The sequence below is a fragment of the Spiroplasma alleghenense genome, assembly GCF_003363775.1.
In the GTDB taxonomy this organism is placed as follows: domain Bacteria; phylum Bacillota_I; class Bacilli_A; order Mycoplasmatales; family Mycoplasmataceae; genus Spiroplasma_B; species Spiroplasma_B alleghenense.
Genome location: NZ_CP031376.1, coordinates 767835 through 786910, shown reverse-complemented (window position 1 = coordinate 786910; position 19076 = coordinate 767835). Strand labels below are relative to the sequence as shown.

Annotated in this window: 18 protein-coding genes and 1 tRNA gene; 17 read left to right on the top strand and 2 right to left on the bottom strand. The window is 30.5% G+C overall.

What is annotated here, in order from left to right:
* Positions 1-18 precede the first annotated feature (18 nt).
* The 4 genes from SALLE_RS03550 to SALLE_RS03535 all read left to right on the top strand — a co-directional run bounded on the left by SALLE_RS03550 (position 19) and on the right by SALLE_RS03535 (position 3306).
* A complete protein-coding gene (locus SALLE_RS03550; protein WP_115558251.1) occupies positions 19-1044 on the top strand; it encodes a serine/threonine-protein kinase in 1026 nt (341 codons plus the stop codon).
* A gap of 81 nt (positions 1045-1125) precedes the next feature.
* On the top strand, positions 1126-2022 hold the full coding sequence (gene rsgA, locus SALLE_RS03545) for a ribosome small subunit-dependent GTPase A (RefSeq protein WP_115558250.1): 897 nt from the start codon (positions 1126-1128) through the stop codon (positions 2020-2022).
* A complete protein-coding gene (rpe, locus tag SALLE_RS03540) occupies positions 2022-2696 on the top strand; it encodes a ribulose-phosphate 3-epimerase (protein WP_115558249.1) in 675 nt (224 codons plus the stop codon). The genes rsgA and rpe overlap by 1 nt, the downstream gene beginning before the upstream one ends.
* Positions 2689-3306, top strand: a complete 618-nt coding sequence (locus tag SALLE_RS03535) for a thiamine diphosphokinase (RefSeq protein WP_115558248.1) — start codon at positions 2689-2691, stop codon at positions 3304-3306. The genes rpe and SALLE_RS03535 overlap by 8 nt, the downstream gene beginning before the upstream one ends.
* A 37-nt stretch (positions 3307-3343) precedes the next feature.
* Here the strand turns inward: SALLE_RS03535 and SALLE_RS03530 are convergent.
* Both SALLE_RS03530 and rpmB read right to left on the bottom strand, forming a co-directional pair.
* Positions 3344-3428: transfer RNA gene (locus SALLE_RS03530), tRNA-Leu, on the bottom strand.
* 73 nt (positions 3429-3501) lie between these two features.
* A complete protein-coding gene (gene rpmB / locus SALLE_RS03525; RefSeq protein ID WP_115558247.1) occupies positions 3502-3699 on the bottom strand; it encodes a 50S ribosomal protein L28 in 198 nt (65 codons plus the stop codon).
* 161 nt (positions 3700-3860) lie between these two features.
* On the opposite strand from rpmB, the gene SALLE_RS03520 reads away from it, so the two are divergent.
* The 13 genes from SALLE_RS03520 to SALLE_RS03460 all read left to right on the top strand — a co-directional run bounded on the left by SALLE_RS03520 (position 3861) and on the right by SALLE_RS03460 (position 19076).
* Positions 3861-4178, top strand: coding sequence for an Asp23/Gls24 family envelope stress response protein (locus tag SALLE_RS03520; RefSeq protein ID WP_115558246.1), 318 nt, complete (start codon positions 3861-3863; stop codon positions 4176-4178).
* A 65-nt stretch (positions 4179-4243) separates the two neighbouring features.
* Complete coding sequence (locus SALLE_RS03515; RefSeq protein ID WP_115558245.1) at positions 4244-5884, top strand: DAK2 domain-containing protein; 1641 nt, start codon at positions 4244-4246, stop codon at positions 5882-5884.
* A 108-nt stretch (positions 5885-5992) separates the two neighbouring features.
* Entirely contained in the window at positions 5993-7012 is a 1020-nt protein-coding gene (plsX, locus tag SALLE_RS03510) for a phosphate acyltransferase PlsX (RefSeq protein WP_115558244.1), read from the top strand.
* A 3-nt stretch (positions 7013-7015) separates the two neighbouring features.
* Positions 7016-7699: a ribonuclease III gene (gene rnc, locus SALLE_RS03505; protein ID WP_115558243.1), complete on the top strand. Its 684-nt coding sequence runs from the start codon at positions 7016-7018 to the stop codon at positions 7697-7699.
* 154 nt (positions 7700-7853) lie between these two features.
* Positions 7854-10808 (top strand): AAA family ATPase, encoded by a 2955-nt coding sequence (locus tag SALLE_RS03500; protein WP_162807948.1) that lies wholly within the window; start codon positions 7854-7856, stop codon positions 10806-10808.
* 31 nt (positions 10809-10839) lie between these two features.
* Positions 10840-11970 (top strand): phosphate ABC transporter substrate-binding protein, encoded by a 1131-nt coding sequence (ptsS, locus tag SALLE_RS03495; RefSeq protein WP_115558241.1) that lies wholly within the window; start codon positions 10840-10842, stop codon positions 11968-11970.
* Positions 11971-12010: 40 nt separating this feature from the next.
* Positions 12011-14167: a phosphate ABC transporter permease PstA gene (pstA, locus tag SALLE_RS03490; RefSeq protein ID WP_115558240.1), complete on the top strand. Its 2157-nt coding sequence runs from the start codon at positions 12011-12013 to the stop codon at positions 14165-14167.
* A gap of 262 nt (positions 14168-14429) precedes the next feature.
* Positions 14430-15146, top strand: coding sequence for a phosphate ABC transporter ATP-binding protein PstB (pstB, locus tag SALLE_RS03485; RefSeq protein ID WP_245886028.1), 717 nt, complete (start codon positions 14430-14432; stop codon positions 15144-15146).
* Positions 15147-15153: 7 nt separating this feature from the next.
* Entirely contained in the window at positions 15154-15837 is a 684-nt protein-coding gene (gene phoU / locus SALLE_RS03480; RefSeq protein WP_162807947.1) for a phosphate signaling complex protein PhoU, read from the top strand.
* 87 nt (positions 15838-15924) lie between these two features.
* Positions 15925-16908 carry a signal recognition particle-docking protein FtsY gene (ftsY, locus tag SALLE_RS03475; RefSeq protein ID WP_162807946.1) on the top strand — a complete coding sequence of 328 codons (984 nt, stop codon included), beginning with the start codon at positions 15925-15927 and terminating at the stop codon, positions 16906-16908.
* Positions 16901-17224 carry a YlxM family DNA-binding protein gene (gene ylxM / locus SALLE_RS03470; protein ID WP_115558236.1) on the top strand — a complete coding sequence of 108 codons (324 nt, stop codon included), beginning with the start codon at positions 16901-16903 and terminating at the stop codon, positions 17222-17224. Before ftsY ends, ylxM begins: the two co-directional genes overlap by 8 nt.
* A 1-nt stretch (position 17225) precedes the next feature.
* Positions 17226-17996 carry a TIGR00282 family metallophosphoesterase gene (locus SALLE_RS03465; protein ID WP_115558235.1) on the top strand — a complete coding sequence of 257 codons (771 nt, stop codon included), beginning with the start codon at positions 17226-17228 and terminating at the stop codon, positions 17994-17996.
* A 147-nt stretch (positions 17997-18143) separates the two neighbouring features.
* Positions 18144-19076: a serine aminopeptidase domain-containing protein gene (locus SALLE_RS03460; protein WP_115558234.1), complete on the top strand. Its 933-nt coding sequence runs from the start codon at positions 18144-18146 to the stop codon at positions 19074-19076.

The window sequence follows — 19076 nt, the reverse complement described above, 5'->3', positions numbered from 1 at the left end:
CATTTTAAGGAGGGCATTATGAAGGAGTATAAAAAAGGTGACTTAATTGCTGGACGATATAATGTTGTCAAACCAATTGGTAAAGGTGGAATGGCATCGGTTTTTGAAGCAGAAGATGTTTTTACCAAAGAAAGAGTGGCTGTAAAAGCCATTGCTGAGGCAATGGTTGTTAAAGATACGGCTCAAATGCGTTTTGATATTGAAAAAGAAGCTTTTGCAAAACTTGGCCAAAACCCTAATGTTGTGAAACTTTATGATGTTATTCAAAATGGAGCTGATTGATTTATAGTTTTAGAACTTATCAACGGAGGGACTTTAAAGGACCGTCTTTTGGATTTTGGCCCAATGACTTTGCCAGAATTAAAACATAATTTTTCTCAGATTTGTAATGCCTTAATTGAGGCACACGAAATAGGGATAATTCATCGAGATATTAAACCAGATAATGTTTTATTAACTAAGTCAGGTCAAGTAAAACTTGGAGATTTTGGTATTTCTATTATGATGGATGAAGAAAGTCAAGAAAGTTCAAAAGCAATTGGAACTCCAAAATATATGCCCCCAGAAATAATTGCTCATCAAAAACCAACTCCGCTAAGTGATATGTATTCGCTAGGAATTATGCTTTATGAGCTTACAACTGGACAAGCCCCATTCTTAGGTAAAACCCCAGAAATAATTGCAGCAAAGCATGTAAAAGAGATTCCAACACCTCCAATTAATATTAATAGTAATATTCCGGTTTCTTTAAACAATTTGATTCTTCAATCTATTGAAAAAAATCCTGAAGACCGCTTAGCAAATGTTACAGAATTTAGAAACAGATTGATGTTGATTGGAACTGAAAATGATATTAAAGCTAAACCTTGAAAATCTAATAAAAATGTCATTATCAAGACCAATAAATCGCCAAAAAAAGTGATTAAAATTGGTAATAACTACGATAAATTGCCTAAGTTTTTAAAACCACAATTTTTAACTTTCTATGTTTTAGTTGCCTTATTTTTGGTTGTTGGACTTATTATAGTTTATGCGCTAATTTAATTTATTTTAAATTAGTTTTTTTTATTTTTAATATTGAAGGAAATCAAGTTAAAATAATAATATAAGGAAATAGAGGTAAGAATGTCACAAGGTTTGGTTATAAAAATTGTTAGTGAATATTGCTATGTTTTAAGTGATGAAAAAATTTATGAATGCAAAGCTGTCGGAATTTTGAGACATCAAAAGTTGAAATTAACTGTTGGTGATAAAGCTGAGTTTGAAATTCTAGATGAAATAAATCTTAAAGGTTCTATTTCTGGTTTTGAGTCAAGAAAAAATCTGTTGCACCGACCAAGAATTGCCAATATAGATCAAGTTATCATCATTACCTCTGTTGCCAATCCCAAGTTTGCCAGCTACATCCTCAATAAATATTTGGCTTTTGTTGAAATTATTGGAATTAAACCAGTATTAGCGTTTACCAAAACCGATTTAATAGATTCAAATGACCCAGTAATTAAAGAAATAAACAGCTATAAAAATATTGGTTATGAAATATTTTTAATTAATAATAAAATTACTAGCGACAGCGATTGAAAGCGGTTTAAGACCATCTTCAAAGATAAAATTTCAGTATTTACAGGACAAACAGGAGCTGGTAAATCAACGACCCTAAATCATCTAATTCCGGGTCTAATGGAGAAAACCCAAGAAATTTCAAAGGCTTTAAACCGAGGTAAACATACAACAACAAAAAATGAATTATTTCCAGTTGATGGAGGCTATATTGCAGATACACCTGGTTTTTCATCTTTTGAATTAAGCGAAGTTAATTGTAGTGAGCTTGCTCAAAGTTATAGTTTTTTTAAGATAAATTTAGGAAAGTGCAAATTTAGAGATTGCCTACATTTAAAATCAGCTCCGGGATGTTTCATTAAAGATGCTGTTGAAAAAAAACAATTCCCCGAATTTATTTATACAGATTACTTAAAAATGCTTGAAGAAATCAAGTTAATAGAAGGCGGTAGAAAATTTTAATGAAAAAATATATTATTGCACCTAGCGTTTTAAGCGCAAATTTCTGGGATTTAAAAAAAGATTTAACCCAGATAAAAGAGTTGGGAGTCTCATGAATTCATTATGATGTTATGGATTTTGACTTTGTTCCAAATCTAACTTTTGGACCCAAAATATTAGAAGATATCAAAGCAAACATTGATTTGAATGTTGATATTCACTTTATGATAAAAAATAAGCAAAAGCAGTTAATTGATTTTTTAAATCCATTTATCAAGTGTCAACCACAAATGATGACAATGCATTTTGAATCCTTGTCTGAGCCTCAAATCAATGAATTTATTCAAATATGTCACAAAAATAATATTAAGGCTAGTTTGGCAATAAACCCGGATAAAAAAATCAATCAAATTGAAAGATATTTATCAAAGCTAGATAATGTTTTAGTTATGAGTGTTTTTCCTGGTTTTGGTGGTCAAAAATTTGATTCAAGAGCGATAGAAAATATCTCACAACTAAGAACCATAATCGACGGTCAAAAACTCAATTTAACAATTGAAGTTGATGGTGGAATTAACGAGGAAACTGCTTCTTTAGTAAAAAAAGCTGGAATTGATATTATGGTTGCTGGAAGTTATCTTTTTGGTCAAAGTGATATTAAAAAAAGACTGGAGCTTTTACAAGCAAATGAATAATCAAGTTGGAATAGTTGTGACCTACGAAAGTGATATTAATTTTGAAAAATTTCCAAATGCTTACTTTATTGGAGTTGAAAGGGGTTGCTTAGATTTAATTAAAAAGAAGGTTAAAATTGATTTGGCAATATCAGATTTTGACCATGTTGATGAATCTGAACTGGCTTTGATTAAGCAAAATGCTTTAAAAACAACAGTTTTAGACCCTGAAAAAGACTATATTGATGGGGAAATTGCAATTCAAGAAGCTTTAAAATTAGGAATTAAGAAAATCATTTATGTATCCAAACCCAATATTAGACACGATATGAACCTAGCGAATCTATTTTTTGCCTTTAAGTATGATGTTGACGTACTATCGGATAAAAGTTTAATTACGATTTTAAAACAAGGTAAGAATAATGTTGCTTTTGATAAATACCAAGATTATACTTATATTTCTTTTGTGGCAAATAAAACATCTAGTTTGACAATTAAAGGTTTAAAATACGAAGCATCAAATTTACAAATAGATCCTTATAGTTTACAAGCTATTTCTAATTGCTTTATTCCTTACCAAGATGGAATGATAGAATGTAATGAAGATATTGCAATGATTATGACAAAATAAAAAAAATCTTCTTTAAAAGAAGATTTTATTTTTTAAATGGTGCCCTCTATCGGAGTCGAACCGATACAAGTTACCTCGGCAGATTTTGAGTCTGCTGCGTCTACCAATTCCGCCAAGAGGGCAATTCCTAAATTATTATAACAAGTTTTTTAAATTAAAGTTAAAAAAAACCAACTTTTTGTTGGTTAATTAATTTTAAACTAATTTTTCGTTTTTCTTTAAAGTTCTCAAGGTTCTAGCAGAAACTTTTAATGTAATCATAGTTCCATTTTCGTCCATAACCTTAACTTTTTGAAGGTTTAGATTTCACTTTCTTCTTGTTGCATTTAAAGCATGCGATCTTTTATTACCTGAAAGTGGACCTTTTCCTGTCAAACTATCTTTTCTAGCCATTCTTTTCACCTCACGACTAATATATAATACAAGATATGCGAAATAATTACAATATTTTTTAATAATTTATTGAAAAAATGTAGTAATATATATTTATAAATCAAAATAAATTTGAATTAATTACATTTTCGATTTTTTTTGATATAATTGGTGGTGAGTTTATGAGTAATTTGATGAATGAGGGTACTTTGAAAGTTATCAATGAAGCGGTAATTACAATTCCAGGTTTAATGTCTTTCGCAGAAGTTAACAAAGAAAGCGGACTGGTCTTGGCCACTAAGGAAATTGATAAAGCTATTGAAGTATCGATCACCGAAAAAATACATAGATTAAAAATTCACATAATACTATTGAATGGAGTAAACATTAAAGATGTTGCTACTGAAGTACAAATTCGAGTTAAGTACGAATTGGAAAAACTATCTAATTTTACTAATAGTTATTATGTTGATGTTGTTGTTGATGCGCTTGCAAAATAACAACTTTTAATTTTCAGTTTGAAGAAATTTATTTTTTAATTTAAAGAAACAATAAGGTGAATAGAATGAAAAATGTAAAACTGCTTAAAACTATGATAAATAGTGGAGCAAACAATTTGTATAATAACTACCCGTACATTGATAAATTGAATGTTTTTCCAGTTCCAGATGGAGATACAGGAACAAACATGAATTTAACTGTGTCAAACGCTTATTCAGAAATAAATAAGGCAGAATTTAGTAGTTTTAAAGAACTAATGCAGAAATTCTCAAGAGGGCTAATAATGGGGGCTAGAGGTAACTCAGGAGTTATCTTTTCTCAAATTATGAAAGGTTTCTATAAGGGGATGGAAGATGCAGAAGAACTTAATGTTGAAACATGAAAGAAAAGTTTTGCTTCTGCAAAAGAAGTCGCTTATTCAGCTGTTATGAAGCCTGTTGAAGGAACAATTTTAACAGTAATTAGAGAAACAAGTGATGCAGTCCAAAAATTAGATAATAATGTATCGGAAAAAGATTTTTGAAATACAGTAGTTGAAGCTGCCACAATTTCTTTAAACAATACACCAAATCTTTTACAAGCTTTAAAAGATGTTGGGGTTGTGGATAGTGGTGGTTATGGTCTTGTCAAATTTTTCGAAGGTATGCAAAATGTAGTTACAAAAGAAAAAGTAATCGCACGTAAGAAAAAATTAGAAACAAATGATGGTGGAAATCTATCATTAGATATTGAAGACTCTGAATTTGGTTATTGTACTGAAGCGGTTGTAATGTTAACAAGTGAATGAATTAGCAAAATGAAAGTGGACAGCGTCCGTCAACAACTTTCAGAATATGGTAACAATTCAATTGTGGCTGTTAAGGATGAAGATATTTTAAAAATTCATACGCATGCCCTAAACCCAGGACAAGTATTGACATTTTTACAACAATTTGGAGACTTTAATTCAATTAAGGTTGAAAATATGAGTCTTCAAGCAGACCGTCAGGTTAAAGGTACTAAGGAAACAGGGCATTCACAAATTAAAAATGCTAGAAATCTTGTTAATGATTTTGCAACAATCGCTGTTGTACCATCAGAGGGAATCTATAAGTATTTTAAAAATGAGTTAAATGTTGATTACGTAATTAATGGTGGTTCGAAAATGAACCCTTCAACAACCGACTTTATGAAGGCGATTGAAGCAGTTGATGCAAAAACAGTATTTATCCTTCCAAATAACTCAAACGTTATTATGGCAGCTAAGCAAGCTAAAGAACTTGAAAAAAAATCAAAAGTCTTTGTGATACCAACCAAAACAATTCCGCAAGGAATGGTGTCATTCTTAAATTATGATCCTGGAGAAACTCCAAGAAAGAATGAATCTAACTTGAATCGAGTAATCAAAGAAGTTATTAGTTTCTCGGTTTCAACTGCAGCCCGAGATTCTCTGGTCGATAATATCAATATTAAAGCCGGTCAAAAAATGGGTATGATAGATGGTAAAATCGTTTATTCTGGACCAACAATTAAATCAGTTTTTGATAAAGTTTTAGCAAAAAATATTAGTAATAAAACTGAAATATTAACTATTTTTTCAGGAACAGATGCTTCGGCAAATGATATCAATGACTTAAGAAAATTCTTAGATGAGAACTTTGATGTTGAATACGAAATTGTCGAAGGTGGACAAGAAATTTACGACTTCATAATAGGTATCGAATAATCAAAAACAAGATCAAATCTTGTTTTTGATTTTTTAATATCATTTTTGAAAGTTTAATAGTAAAATTATTAAATAACAATTTAGAAATTTACGAGAGGGAAAATTAAAATGAAAACAATAGCATTCGACGTAATGGGTTCAGATTTAGGGCTATCTCCAGCAATTGGGGCAGCCTTAAAAATTTTAAATGAAAAAAAGGATTTAAAAATTACATTAGTGGGGAACAAAACTGAAATTGAAGAGGAACTGAAAAAACAAAAATTGGCTAGTAAATTAGTTGATCGTTATGAAATATTCCCAACAACTGAGGTAATTAAAATGACTGATGGAATTTTGGAAATCCGCCGTAAAAAGGACTCATCAATGGCAAAAGCTATTCAAATCGTTGAACAAGGAAATGCAAACGCAATTGTGACCGGAGGAAGTACTGCAAGTTTTATCGCTGGTTGTCATTTTATTTTGAAGGAATTTGAGGGAGTAAAACGTCCAGGATTTATGCCAACAATTCCAACTGTCATAGAAGATAAAGTCGTGTTATTACTTGATGTGGGGGCAAACATCGAAAATGATCCAGAAGATCTGCTTGATTTTGCAATAATGGCAACAGCCTATTCTCAATCAACAAAAGGTATTGCAAAACCTTTAGTGGGTTTACTAAATATTGGTGAAGAAAAATCTAAGGGAAAAGAATTGCAAATCGAAACATACAAACTACTATCAGAAAACCCAAAAATCAATTTTTATGGTAATATTGAACCCCGAGAAATTATTTCAGGAGATGTTGATATTATTGTTACAGATGGTTTTACTGGAAACATTACTTTAAAGGCAATCGAAGGTATGGGTAAAAAACTGCTGACTGAAATTAAAAAAGCTGTAACTAAAGGACCATTTCGTAAAATCGCAGCTTTAAGTTTGAAGCCAGCATTTAAAGAAGTTGCATCCAAGTTTGACTATAAAAATCACGCTGGAGCTATTCTTTTAGGTATTAACAAGATAGCTTTTAAATCGCATGGATCAAGTGATCTACGTTCGTTTCATGCTACCCTAAGAATGACTTATGAGGCAATTGAAAATGACGTCGATAACAAATTAAGAAAATCTTTAAAAGAATTCAAAGGAAGTTAGACAATGGAAATTAAAGAATTTTTAAAAAAATTTAACATAATTCCTATCAATATAAAAATATATGAAGAAGCAATCACTCATAATTCATATGCAAATGAAAAAAGAGCGGGTTACACTTACCAGAGACTCGAGTTTCTTGGGGATGCTATTTTGCAAATGTACGTAAGCTTACATTTTTTTAAAAACTTTCCAAGGGAAAAAGAGGGAGTTCTAACCAAATACCGTAGTAATTCAGTTCGAGAAGAAACTCTAGCTGAAATTTCTAGAGGTATTAATTTAGGAAAAATAATTCGCCTTGGAATTGGAGAAATTAACTCTAAAGGTTATGAAAAGAATAGTATATTGGCTGATGTTTTTGAGTCATTTACAGCAGCGATTTATCTAGATCAAGGTGAAAAAGTGCTTAATAACTGATTAAATCAGACAATGTTAAAATTTATTTCTGAACCAGGTTTTATGGAAAAAAATATTGATTTTAAATCTGAACTACAAGAACTTTTACAAGCGGAAAATCGTCATGATTTAGTTTACAAAGTGATAGATTCAAAACAAACTTCACAAAATCGTACAATTTATAAAGTAGCGCTTTATTTAGAAGATGTTAAGTACGGTGTTGGGGAAGGTTTTTCAAAACAAGAAGCAGAGCAAATGTCTGCTAAAGATTGCTTGTTAAAATTAAAAAAATAACAAAAAAACTATTTAAGAAAATTTCTGTTTCTTAAATAGTTTTTACTTTATATATTAAATAAAAATTATTATATATTATTTTTTTAATAGCGCTAAAAAATAATATATAATTATCAAAGTTAATTAACGGGTATTACCAAAAGGAATGATGAATATGTTATTTTTAAAAAGAATTGAAGCTTTCGGTTTCAAATCGTTTGCTGAGCCGACAACACTAAATTTCGAATACGAAATGACAGGAGTAGTTGGTCCAAATGGTTCAGGGAAATCAAATATAAACGATGCTATCCGTTGATGTTTAGGAGAACAATCTTCAAAATCTCTGCGTAGTGATAACATGGAAGATATTGTATTTTCTGGAAGTGCAAATCGTTCTTCACTAAATATGGCTGAAGTTACTTTAACTTTTAATAATTCTGATAGAAAATTTTCAAGCTTAGATGTAAATGAGATCGAGATAACTCGTCGTTACTTTAGAATTTCAAAAGAGAGCGAATTCTTTATCAATAAAAACCGTGTCCGTTTAAAAGATGTTCAAGATATAGCTCTAGAAACTGGACTTACAAAATCAAGTTTAGCAATTATTTCTCAAGGGACTGTTAATAAATTTGTTGAATCAAAACCCGATGAGCGAAGAGAATTGTTTGATGAGGCCGCAGGGATAGCTAAGTACAAAAAACGTAAATTAGAATCAATTCGTAAATTAGCACGAACACAAGAAAATTTGGATCGTCTAAATGACATCATGAATGAAATTGAAAGAAAATTACCTAGCTTAAAAAATCAGTCAGAAAAAGCCAAAATTTATAAAGAAAAATTTGAAAAGTTAAAAAATATTGAAATTGCAATTTTGGTAAAAGATATTGAAATTTATCAACAAAAATTAGTTTCTCTGAATCAACAAAAATTAGAGTTAAAAAATAACATTATTGATTTATCAAGAGTTACACAAGCTGAAGAAGAAGAGTTTAATCAAATCTCAAAGCAGAACTATAAAAGTGAACGCGAAATTATCAAACTAAACGACGAGTTCACAAGTATTATTGAAAAAATCGGAAATTTAAAAGTTCAAAAATTGGCTTTAGAAAATCAACAAAAAAGCATTTCAACTGGCAATGACGAATTCAAGGCTGATCAATTATTGAGTGAAAATAAAAAACTAAAATTGAATCTTGATTCTGAAAACCAAAAGCTATCTAAACTTACATTGGATAATGATCAATTAAACCAAGAATTATTAAAGACAAATCAAGAACTTGATTCTAAGAATGAGAGTCTAGGACAAATCAATCGAGGAATTGCAAAGTTAGAGTCTTCACTTGAAACAATTAGACAAAAACAAGCCTCAAACGAAGATTTGTTTGATGGGGTTAAAAGTGTTTTAAATAATAAAAACAATTTACCAGGGGTTTATGGAACTGTTCAGGATTTAATTTCAGTTGAAAAAATTCACGAACAAGCTATAGGTTCGCTAATTCAAGCTTCATTACAAAATATTATTATTGATTCAGGAGAATCTGCAAAAGAAATCATCAGATTCCTTAAAGTTAATAAAGCAGGTTACGCAACTTTCCTACCAATTGATACTATAAAACCAAATTTTATTGCCGACGACCAAAAATTTATTATTCAAAAGGCTAATGGATTTGTTGGTTTTGCTAGTGATTTAGTTAAAATTGATGCAAAATTCAAAAAGGCGATTGACTATATTTTAGGAACAAGTATCGTTGTTTCAAATTTTGATTGTGCTCGTGAAATGGCTAAATTGGTCAATTATCGTTTGCACATTTCTACATTAGATGGAGAAAGAATTCTGCCAAATGGTGCAATTGTTGGGGGTTCTAGAAGAATAAAAATTACTTCACTTAATAATGCCTCAATGATTAAAGAGGTTGAAGAAAAGTTATTTACTCTTAATGAAGAACAAAAAACTACAAATGAATTAATCAAGGTTTTAAAAACTAGTTCTGATAAATTACGCGAGGAAATTTCTCAGAAGTTGTCTTACATTGGAGCTTCAAGAAAAAATATTGAAATTATAAATCAAGATATTGAAGATGCTAAAAGAGAATATCGCATTATAACTGGTAAGGATATTGAAAACCAAAATAGTGTAATGTCTACACTAGAAGAAGAGATTCTAGAAATTACTCAAGAAATTATTGATGCAGATAATCTTAAAGAAGAAATGCAACAAAAATTAAATGTCTCACGTTCTTTAAAAGACAAATCACTTGAGCGCCAAAATTCACTAAATGAGTCAGCAAATGAAAAACGAAAATTATTAGCAGCTTTAAAAGAAAAAGAATTTGAATCGAAACGTGATGCAGCTCTAATTAGTGAGAAATTAAATTCAGCTTCAAATCGTTTAGTGCAAAATTACGGAATTACTTTTGATACAGCAAGCGAAAATATTCAAGTTGAAATAACAAATGAAGAAGACACTAGAAGAGAAGTTATGGATCTTTCAAATGAAATCAAAAATTTAGGTCATGTAAACTTAGATGCAATTGATTCTTTTGAAGAAGAAAATGATCGCTATGAATTCTACTTAAAAGAAACCAATGATGTTCAGACAAGTATTAAGAACTTGGAAGAAGCTATTTTAAACATGGATAATCAAATGGTAATTCAATTTAAGAAAGTGATTAGTGAGGTAAACTTAGCGCTACCCGAAACCTTTGCAACATTATTTGGTGGAGGAACTGCTAAATTAATTTATACAGATCCAGAAGACTTGCTAAATTCAGGAATTGATATTAAAATTAACCCCCCAGGTAAAAAAATTAATAATATTAATTTGTTATCAGGAGGAGAAAAATCAATGGTTGCTTTATCGGTGCTATTTTCAATTTTGAAAGTAAGACCAATCCCGATGGTAATTTTAGATGAGGTTGAAGCCCCATTAGATCAAGCTAATGTTGAAAGATTTGCTAAATACTTAAAATCATTCACAGCTAATACTCAATTTATTGTTGTAACTCATAGAACTGGAACAATGGAAAATTGTGAAGTTCTATTTGGAGCGACAATGGAGGCAAAAGGAATTACTAAAATTGTTCAAATAAAACTGGTTGAGGCAAAAAACTTAATTTCTAATCAAGAATAATAAAATATAAAATTAAATTTTCGGAGGTAATATGACAAAAAAAATCGCAATCTGACTATCGACAATTTTTGTATTGCTAGCAGCTTTATGAATTTGAACTCTTGTTATTCCGAAAAATTCTCATATTTTAGGGGGTAGTACAAGTGTAAACCCCTTAATGCAAAAATTAACAAACTCATACTACAAGGACACTAAAAAAGATTTTGTCTATAACTCTACTGGAAGCCAAGCTGGGGTTGTAGGAGTTCAAAATGGTAGTTATGAAATAGGGTTTATTTCCAAAGATGTTACTCAATCAACTTTAACCACAGGTGAGTGAACAGAGGCGCCGGCTATTTTTGATGAAATCAATGAAAGTGGGCAATCAAGTGTTGCTCAAGCTTTAAGCAAAACTGACGAATTAGATAAAACTTTAAGTTTAGAATTTGCAGTTGATGCAATTGCTATTATTTATAATCCACCAGCTGGATGAGATGAAATTCTTTCCCAAAACTTGAATTTTATTTTCGCCAAAAAAGATCAATCAAATTCTCAAGCAATGCTACAAAAAATTTATGATAATAAATGTACATGAAGAGAGTTGGCGGATTTTGTTAAACAAAATAGTTCCCAACCAATTGATCAAAGCGTAGTTGATAAGGTACCGAATTCACGAATCTTACCAATCACAAGAGAAGATGGTTCAGGAACTAGAGATGCTTTCTCAACCCTAACTGGTGTCAAAGAAATGCCCTCAGCCAATGTTGTTAACTCAAATGGAATGATGCTTCAAATGGTTGCTTCGGGAGGATTTGGATACATTTCTTATGCCTTTATTCCTTCGATAACAAAAGATACAGGAATCAGATTAAGTGCTGTTGATGGCGTTCGTTTAGCTAATCCTGTTGACTCAGGTGACGATTGAGAGAATGCTCCAATTATTGATTTAAACAACCCAGGTAGTGAAGACTTGCCAACTAACGAAGAAGCAATTCACGACCAAATTTATAAATTTCAAAGACCATTTATTGCTATTTTCAATAGCTTCCATAAAAAGATAAATGATATCACTGATTTTTTAATTTGAATTATTGAGGAGTCACGAACAAGCGGACTATTAGAAGAAATCTTTAAACAAGAAGGTTTAATCAGAAAAGTGGTTCTTAATCCACAAAATAAATAGTTAGCTACTGAAAGCTAATTTATTAAAGGTAGGTACTTAAATGACGACAACAAAGATTAACGATACGAATGTAGAGTTAAATCCTAAACCAAAAAAACAAAAATCTGGACTACCGAAGGTCAAAACTTCTAAGCTGGATGTGGCTTCTAAGTTTTCGATTATTACAATAACATCACTTGTTATTTTAGTTTTAATCATTTTGGTAAGCTTTATTATTTATAAATCAGTTCCTAGCCTTAGAGAGTTTGGATTCTTTAAATTTATTTTTACAAGTAAGTGAAGACCTGGGGCGGATAACGATTTAGATGCAAGTTATGGTATATTTAGTATTATTTTATCAACTTTAGCTATACTAGGAATTGCATTATTATTTGCAGTTCCTTTAACAATTTATACTTCGCTCTTTATTTGCGAATACCTTTCTGGTAAGTCGAAAAGAACAGTTATTTCAATCATTCAATTGCTGGCGGGAATTCCCTCAGTAGTTTTTGGTTTATTCGCTTTAGATCAAATTGGAAGTATTTTTGTTAAAATGGGGGCAGCTTCTCCGGGAAACTTAATGACTGCAGGTTTTACTTTAGCTTTTATGGCATTGCCAACAATGATAACTTTATCAATTAATGCAATTGATTCTGTTCCTGATGGTTACCGCTTTGCATCCTTAGGTCTTGGACTTTCAAAAGAATATACAACTTTTAAAGTTGTTAGGCGTTCTGCTCGTCCACGAATTATCGGAGCTATTATTACCGGGATGGCTAGAATCATTGGAGAAACAATGGCTGTAATCCTGATTGCTGGAAATTCAACAATCGGTCTAAATACAAGTGATGGGTTTTTGGGATTCATTTTCTCATCAGTTCGAACACTTGCAGGAACAATCGGTTTAGAAATGCTAGAAAACCATGGTTCAATTCATGAGTCAGCACTTTATGCTATTGGTTTAATTTTGTTTATTTTAGTAATCATTATTAATCTTTCGATTATTGTAATTACTAATTTTAATACAAAGAAACGTAATAATCGCAGCAACGCCCACATGAACAATAAAATCAAAGAGAAAAACTTAGGTTCAAGTAATTATCAATATGAGGATTTAAAATTAGGAATCTTGGTAAGATCTTCAGCTATGAGAACAGGATACAAAAACTTTTATAGTTTTTGAAAAAAAATGTTAATGATTTTGGCAACAGCCATTGTAGTTTCCTTTACTTTGTGAATTATTTTAACGGTAATTGTTAAGGGGTTTATTGGTTTTGGGTTTAGTTACTTCTTAGAATTTGAAGGTCAAAAAGCTGGAATATTTGCAACTATGCTGGTGACAATATTCTTAGTATTATCAACTATGTTATTTGCTTTCCCATTAGCATTAATTGTAGCAATTTATTTAGCAGAATATGCTCGCCCACAAAGCCGTTTTACTAAAATTATTGATTTCTCAATTAATGTTTTAGCCTCAACTCCAAGTATTGTTTTTGGGGTTTTTGGATTAACGATATTTATTGTCACAATGGGATTGCCGATGTCAATTTTTGCTTCCAGTTTAACTATGACATTAGTAATTCTACCAACACTTATTTCTTCGTTTAAGGATGCTATCATTGCTGTTCCAGCATCTTATCGAGAAGCTGCCATTGGAATGGGATTAAGTAAAACTATGACTTTAATTAAAGTGGTTATTCCTAATGCTTTAAAAGGAATTTTAACTGGTTCAATTTTAGCAATTTCAAGAATAATCGGTGAGTCAGCTCCAGTTTATCTAACTTTAGGAACTGCAGTTCGTTATCCAACTGAAGGATTTTTATCATCAGGGGCTACAATGACAACACAAATCTATATGATGGCCGCTGAAGGTGGGGGAGGCAAAACTATGGGAGTTGCCTACCAGTTAGCAATGGTGACTTTATTCTTAGTTTTATTCTTAAATTATATTAGTAAGGTAATTTCAGTTAAACTAGATCCGCGTTATCGTCCAATTAAATTTAAACTTTATTGATCAATGATGTTTGCAAGAATATTTAAACATAATTATAAAAATGACTTTAAAAATTTCTGACACTCAGTTTCAGTTAGATTTAAAAGAATGCTATTAATTTTTAACATAAAAAGGAATAAAATAATAATAGCAAACCATAAGCAAAACAAAAAAATCATCAAAAACATTTTGAAGGAGGGGAAGTCGAAAAATGATATTAAATAAAGAAAAAGATCTCACAGTAACATCAGACACAACAAATGTTTATGATGAAGTTTTAACAACTAAAGAATTAAATGCTAAAGAGAATAAACATTTGCGCCGTCAAGCAAAGGCAGCTGAAAGTGAAGCTAAAAAAAATTCGTTTAAAAATAACATTGAGGTCAAGCAAATAAATGAAGAAGAGCTATTTAATGCTCCTAAAAAAGTTGCCTTAAAAGATCGTGAAAATGTAATAGAGGTTGAAGATTTGGATTTCTACTATTCAATGGGTAATAAACAAGCGCTTTCAAAAATTAACATGAAAATTAAAAAGAATACAGTTACAGCATTTATTGGTCCTAGTGGTTGTGGTAAATCAACCCTATTAAGGTCAATTAACCGAATGAATGACTTGGTTGAAAATATTGTTATAAATGGTTCTATTAAGGTTAATGGTGTCAATATTTATGAACCAGGAATTAACGTCGCTCGTTTAAGAACTGAGGTTGGAATGGTTTTCCAAAAGGCCAACCCTTTCCCAATTTCAATTTTTGATAACGTTGCTTTTGGTCCTCGCAGTCAAGGGATTCGTGATAAACAAGTTATAAATCAGTTAGTTGAAGATTCATTACGCAAGGCTGCTTTATGAGAAGACGTTAAAGATTATTTAAAAGATTCAGCTTTAGGACTATCAGGAGGACAACAACAACGTCTTTGCATCGCTCGCGCTATTGCAATGCGCCCCAAAATTTTACTAATGGATGAACCAACTAGTGCTTTAGATCCAATTGCAACACTAAAAGTTGAAGAATTAATTCTAAAATTAAAAAAAGAATATACAATAGTAATAGTAACACACTCAATGGCGCAAGCTACTCGTGTTAGTGATTATACAGCCTTTTTCCTTTCGGGAGAATTGGTAGAATACGATCGCACTAAAAAAATATTTACTAACCCAAAAAATAAGAAAACTGAAGATTATATTTCAGGTAGATTTGGATAAAAGTCAGATGTCATACAATAAAATACTAGATAATGATGTTAACGTCATCAAAAAAGATATTAGCAATCTTGTTGAGTCAACAAAGTCACAATATGCTCGTGCTTTTGAAGCAATGGAGAAACGCGATATTGAGTTAGCTAATAAAGTTATTGTTGGGGATAAATTAATAGACCAGCAACAAAATAAATTTACCAATATGGCCTTGTGAAAAATTGCCAAGCAGCAAATGGTTGCAGGAGATTTACGATTAGCGGTTGGGTCTATTCTTATTAGTAGAGAAATTGAGAGAATTGCAGATTATGCCAAATTAGTTTGCATGTTCTATATTAACTATCAACCCGGGGAAATTGAAATTGGTTATATTTCAAAAATATTTGATTTAGTAAATCAGATGCTAAATTTTATTTCAACTTTATTTGAAAACTATGAAAATGATCAAAGAAAAAAAGTTTTAGATTTACGTAAAATGTTGGATACAAATCTATCAGAATTAAACGATTTGTTAGTTTCAGAAATTGAAAGTTCAAAAAAGAAAGCTTCAAAACAATCAATAATTTTTATCAACGCAATTCGTGAATTACGAAACCTGGAACGTGCCGGAGACCACCTGGTTAATATTGAAGAAATTTTAAACTTTATTAGAACTGGTAAATTCGACGAAGTTTTTGTCGATGATGTTGATTTTCAATAAACTTTAGTTCGCTAAAGTTTTTTTTATGGTATTTTAACTAAGAGAAAAATAATATACAATTAAATGGATAAGGGAGTATTATTATATATGGGTTTTTGACAAAATTTAAAGGATAAGCGCGATGCAAAAAAACAAGAAAAAATTAAACATCGCGAAATAAAAAAGAGCTTAAGTTTTTCTAAGGATATTAAAAAACTTTCAAAAAAATACAAGGAAGCTGATAGTGAATTTTTTGAGGAATTAGAGAATATTCTAATTTCCACAGATATGGGCATGGGTATGGTTGTAAAAATTTCTAATGCCGTTCAAAAAAAAGTAAAACGCAAAAATACATTTGATGAAATCAAAGAGATTTTAATTGAAGAATTATACGATGCCTATGTTGATTCAGGAAAGTTCAAATCTGATCTAAATTTTGTAAAGGGTCGATTGAATATTTTTATGATGGTCGGTGTTAATGGTACGGGTAAAACAACCAGTTTAGCTAAAATTGCTAATTACTTTGCAAAACAAGGGAATAAAGTTTTAATTGCAGCGGCTGATACTTTTAGAGCGGGAGCTGTTGAACAACTCCAAGAGTGGGTTGAAAAAAGACTAACAGGAGTAGATTTAGTTCGAGGACAAAAAGTTAACCAAGACCCCGCTAGTGTTGTTTTTGATGCTTTAGAAAAAGCTGAATTAGGTAAATATGACTTATTATTAATTGATACAGCAGGAAGATTACAAAACAAAGAACATTTAATGCGTGAATTGGAAAAAATGCAAAATATTATTGAAAGAAAGTACAAAAATACTCCTCACGAGCGTTTATTAGTAATTGATGCTACTACTGGACAAAATGGAGTTTCTCAGGCAAAAGCCTTTTCAGAAACAACTAATGTTACAGGGATAATCTTGACCAAAATGGATGGAACCAGCAAAGGTGGAATCGCTTTAGCAATTAAAGATTTATTGAATATTCCAGTAAAAATGATTGGTATTGGTGAGCAAATTGATGATATTGAGCCTTTTGATGTTGACGACTATGTCTATTACTTAGCAGCTGATTTTATGGATAACAACAATGACTAGTAATTTTGAGAAAAATGATCATGTCATTGAATTGTTCGATATTTATAAAAACTTTCTTACTACAAAGCAAAAACAATATTTTGAGTTTTATTTTTTTGAAGATTTTTCTTTACAAGAAATTGCAGAAGAGCACCAAATTTCAAGAGCGGCAGTTTCAGATAGTATCAAAAATGCCATTAAACTTTTAGAAGAGTGCGAAGAGAAGGTGAAATTGTTAAAAATCACCCAAAGTATTCGTAATATTTTAGAAGAATACAAAGACGATGCAGACAATAAGATTAAAGAACTTATAAACAAGATCGAAAAGGAGATATAAAATGAAAATTTTAATGATTGGTGATATTTACGCTTCTAAAGGTCGTGAAATGATTGCAAAGTATTTATTTAAATTTAAACAAAGCAACAATATTGACCTAGTAATTGGAAATGGTGAAAATGTTACACACGGAAAATCGATCTCTGAAAAACATTTCAATGAATTAATAAATAACGGAATTGATGTTATTACTTCTGGAAATCATATCTTTAAAAATAGCGAGGTTCTAGATTATATAGAACATACTCCAAGACTTTTAAAACCACTTAACATAAATCCTTACACACCAGGTTCTGGAAGTATAGTTCTTGAGTGTTTAGGTAAAAAAGTTCGTATCACTAATTTAATTGGACGTAGTTTTATGGAGCCAGCAGAAAATCCTTACATGTCTTTTGATGAATTACTAAAAAATCAAGAAAAATGTGACATTCATTTAGTTGACTTTCATGGTGAAGCTAGCGCTGAAAAAATGGCGTTTGCTTGAAACTATGATGGTATTATAACAGCCTTAGTGGGGACTCATACTCACGTTCAAACCGCGGATGAAACTATTTTGCCAAAAGGAACAGGATACATTACTGATTTAGGAATGACTGGTCCGGTGAACTCAATAATTGGGGTCGAACCTGAAGCTGTGATTCATAAAGAAAAAACGGGTCTACCAACTAGATTTAATCCAGCAAATGGCCTGGGACAATTTTGTGGAATAATAATAAATATTAACGATGAAAATCAAGTAACATCTTTAAATAGAGTATTTGTTAGAGAGTAATTTAAAAAATTACTTTACTAAAAATTTACAATAACACACTTTAAACAATTTAAAAAAATGGTAATATTAAATTTATTAACAAAAAGTCTTTAATCCTTTAAAAGGAATTTAAAACAAAAATAATCAAAATAGGATGGAGTTTTAAAGTTGACATTTATTGAAGCAATTTATATTTTCTTATACGCCGCTCTTGGTTTTTTTGCTTTTGTAGCATTATTAGCAATAGTAATAAAGTTAATCACTTTTAATAGTTTAAAAAACAAAAGTTCTAAGAAACAAATTCCAGAACTTGTTAAAAAAAAGTGCTTTATTAATTCAGATCAATACGAGCTTAACTGGATGGGGGAGATTAACCCAAAAGGTGAAAAAATAATATTGTGCCTCCATGATTTGGGCTATTCATCAAAGCAATTTGATAATTTAGAGCTGTATATGCTAAAAAACAAACCTTTGAACTCAGTAATTGGTTTTGACCTTAGAAACTATGGCAAAAACAAAAACGATGATCAACGTAACTTAGGGGCATATTTAAGTGATGTTAAAGAAGTGGTTGATTATATTTCAAATAAGTATCCTAGTCAAAAAATTATTATCTTGGCATCAGGATTTGGAACTCTAACTATTCAAAGTATTATCAAGCATGAAAGAGTTGAAAAAATAATATTACTAGCAATTTGTACACAATTAATCTATAGTTACACTTTGTCGATGCGTTTTAAGATATTTTTGGGAACCATTTTTAGTTCTCAAAAATTAATTAATCTAAATTACAATCCTGCAGATTTAACAGATAATAAATCAGAAATTAAAAATTATCAAGCTTGTCTTGAGGTTGCTGGGGCTATTTCAGTTCGCGAACTTTTTCAATTTAGGGTTTTATCTAATAAGTTTTGAAAGTCAATTATGGAAAATCAAGATAAAATAACAATAATTCAAGGAGATAATGATAAACTTGTTAATCCCAAGATATTTGCTAAAAAAATTTTGGGTTTTAATAAAGAAAATTTTAAAATTTTACAAAATACAAGACACTTAATTTTAAGTGAAAAACAAGCTGAATCAATATTTGAAAGTATTTAG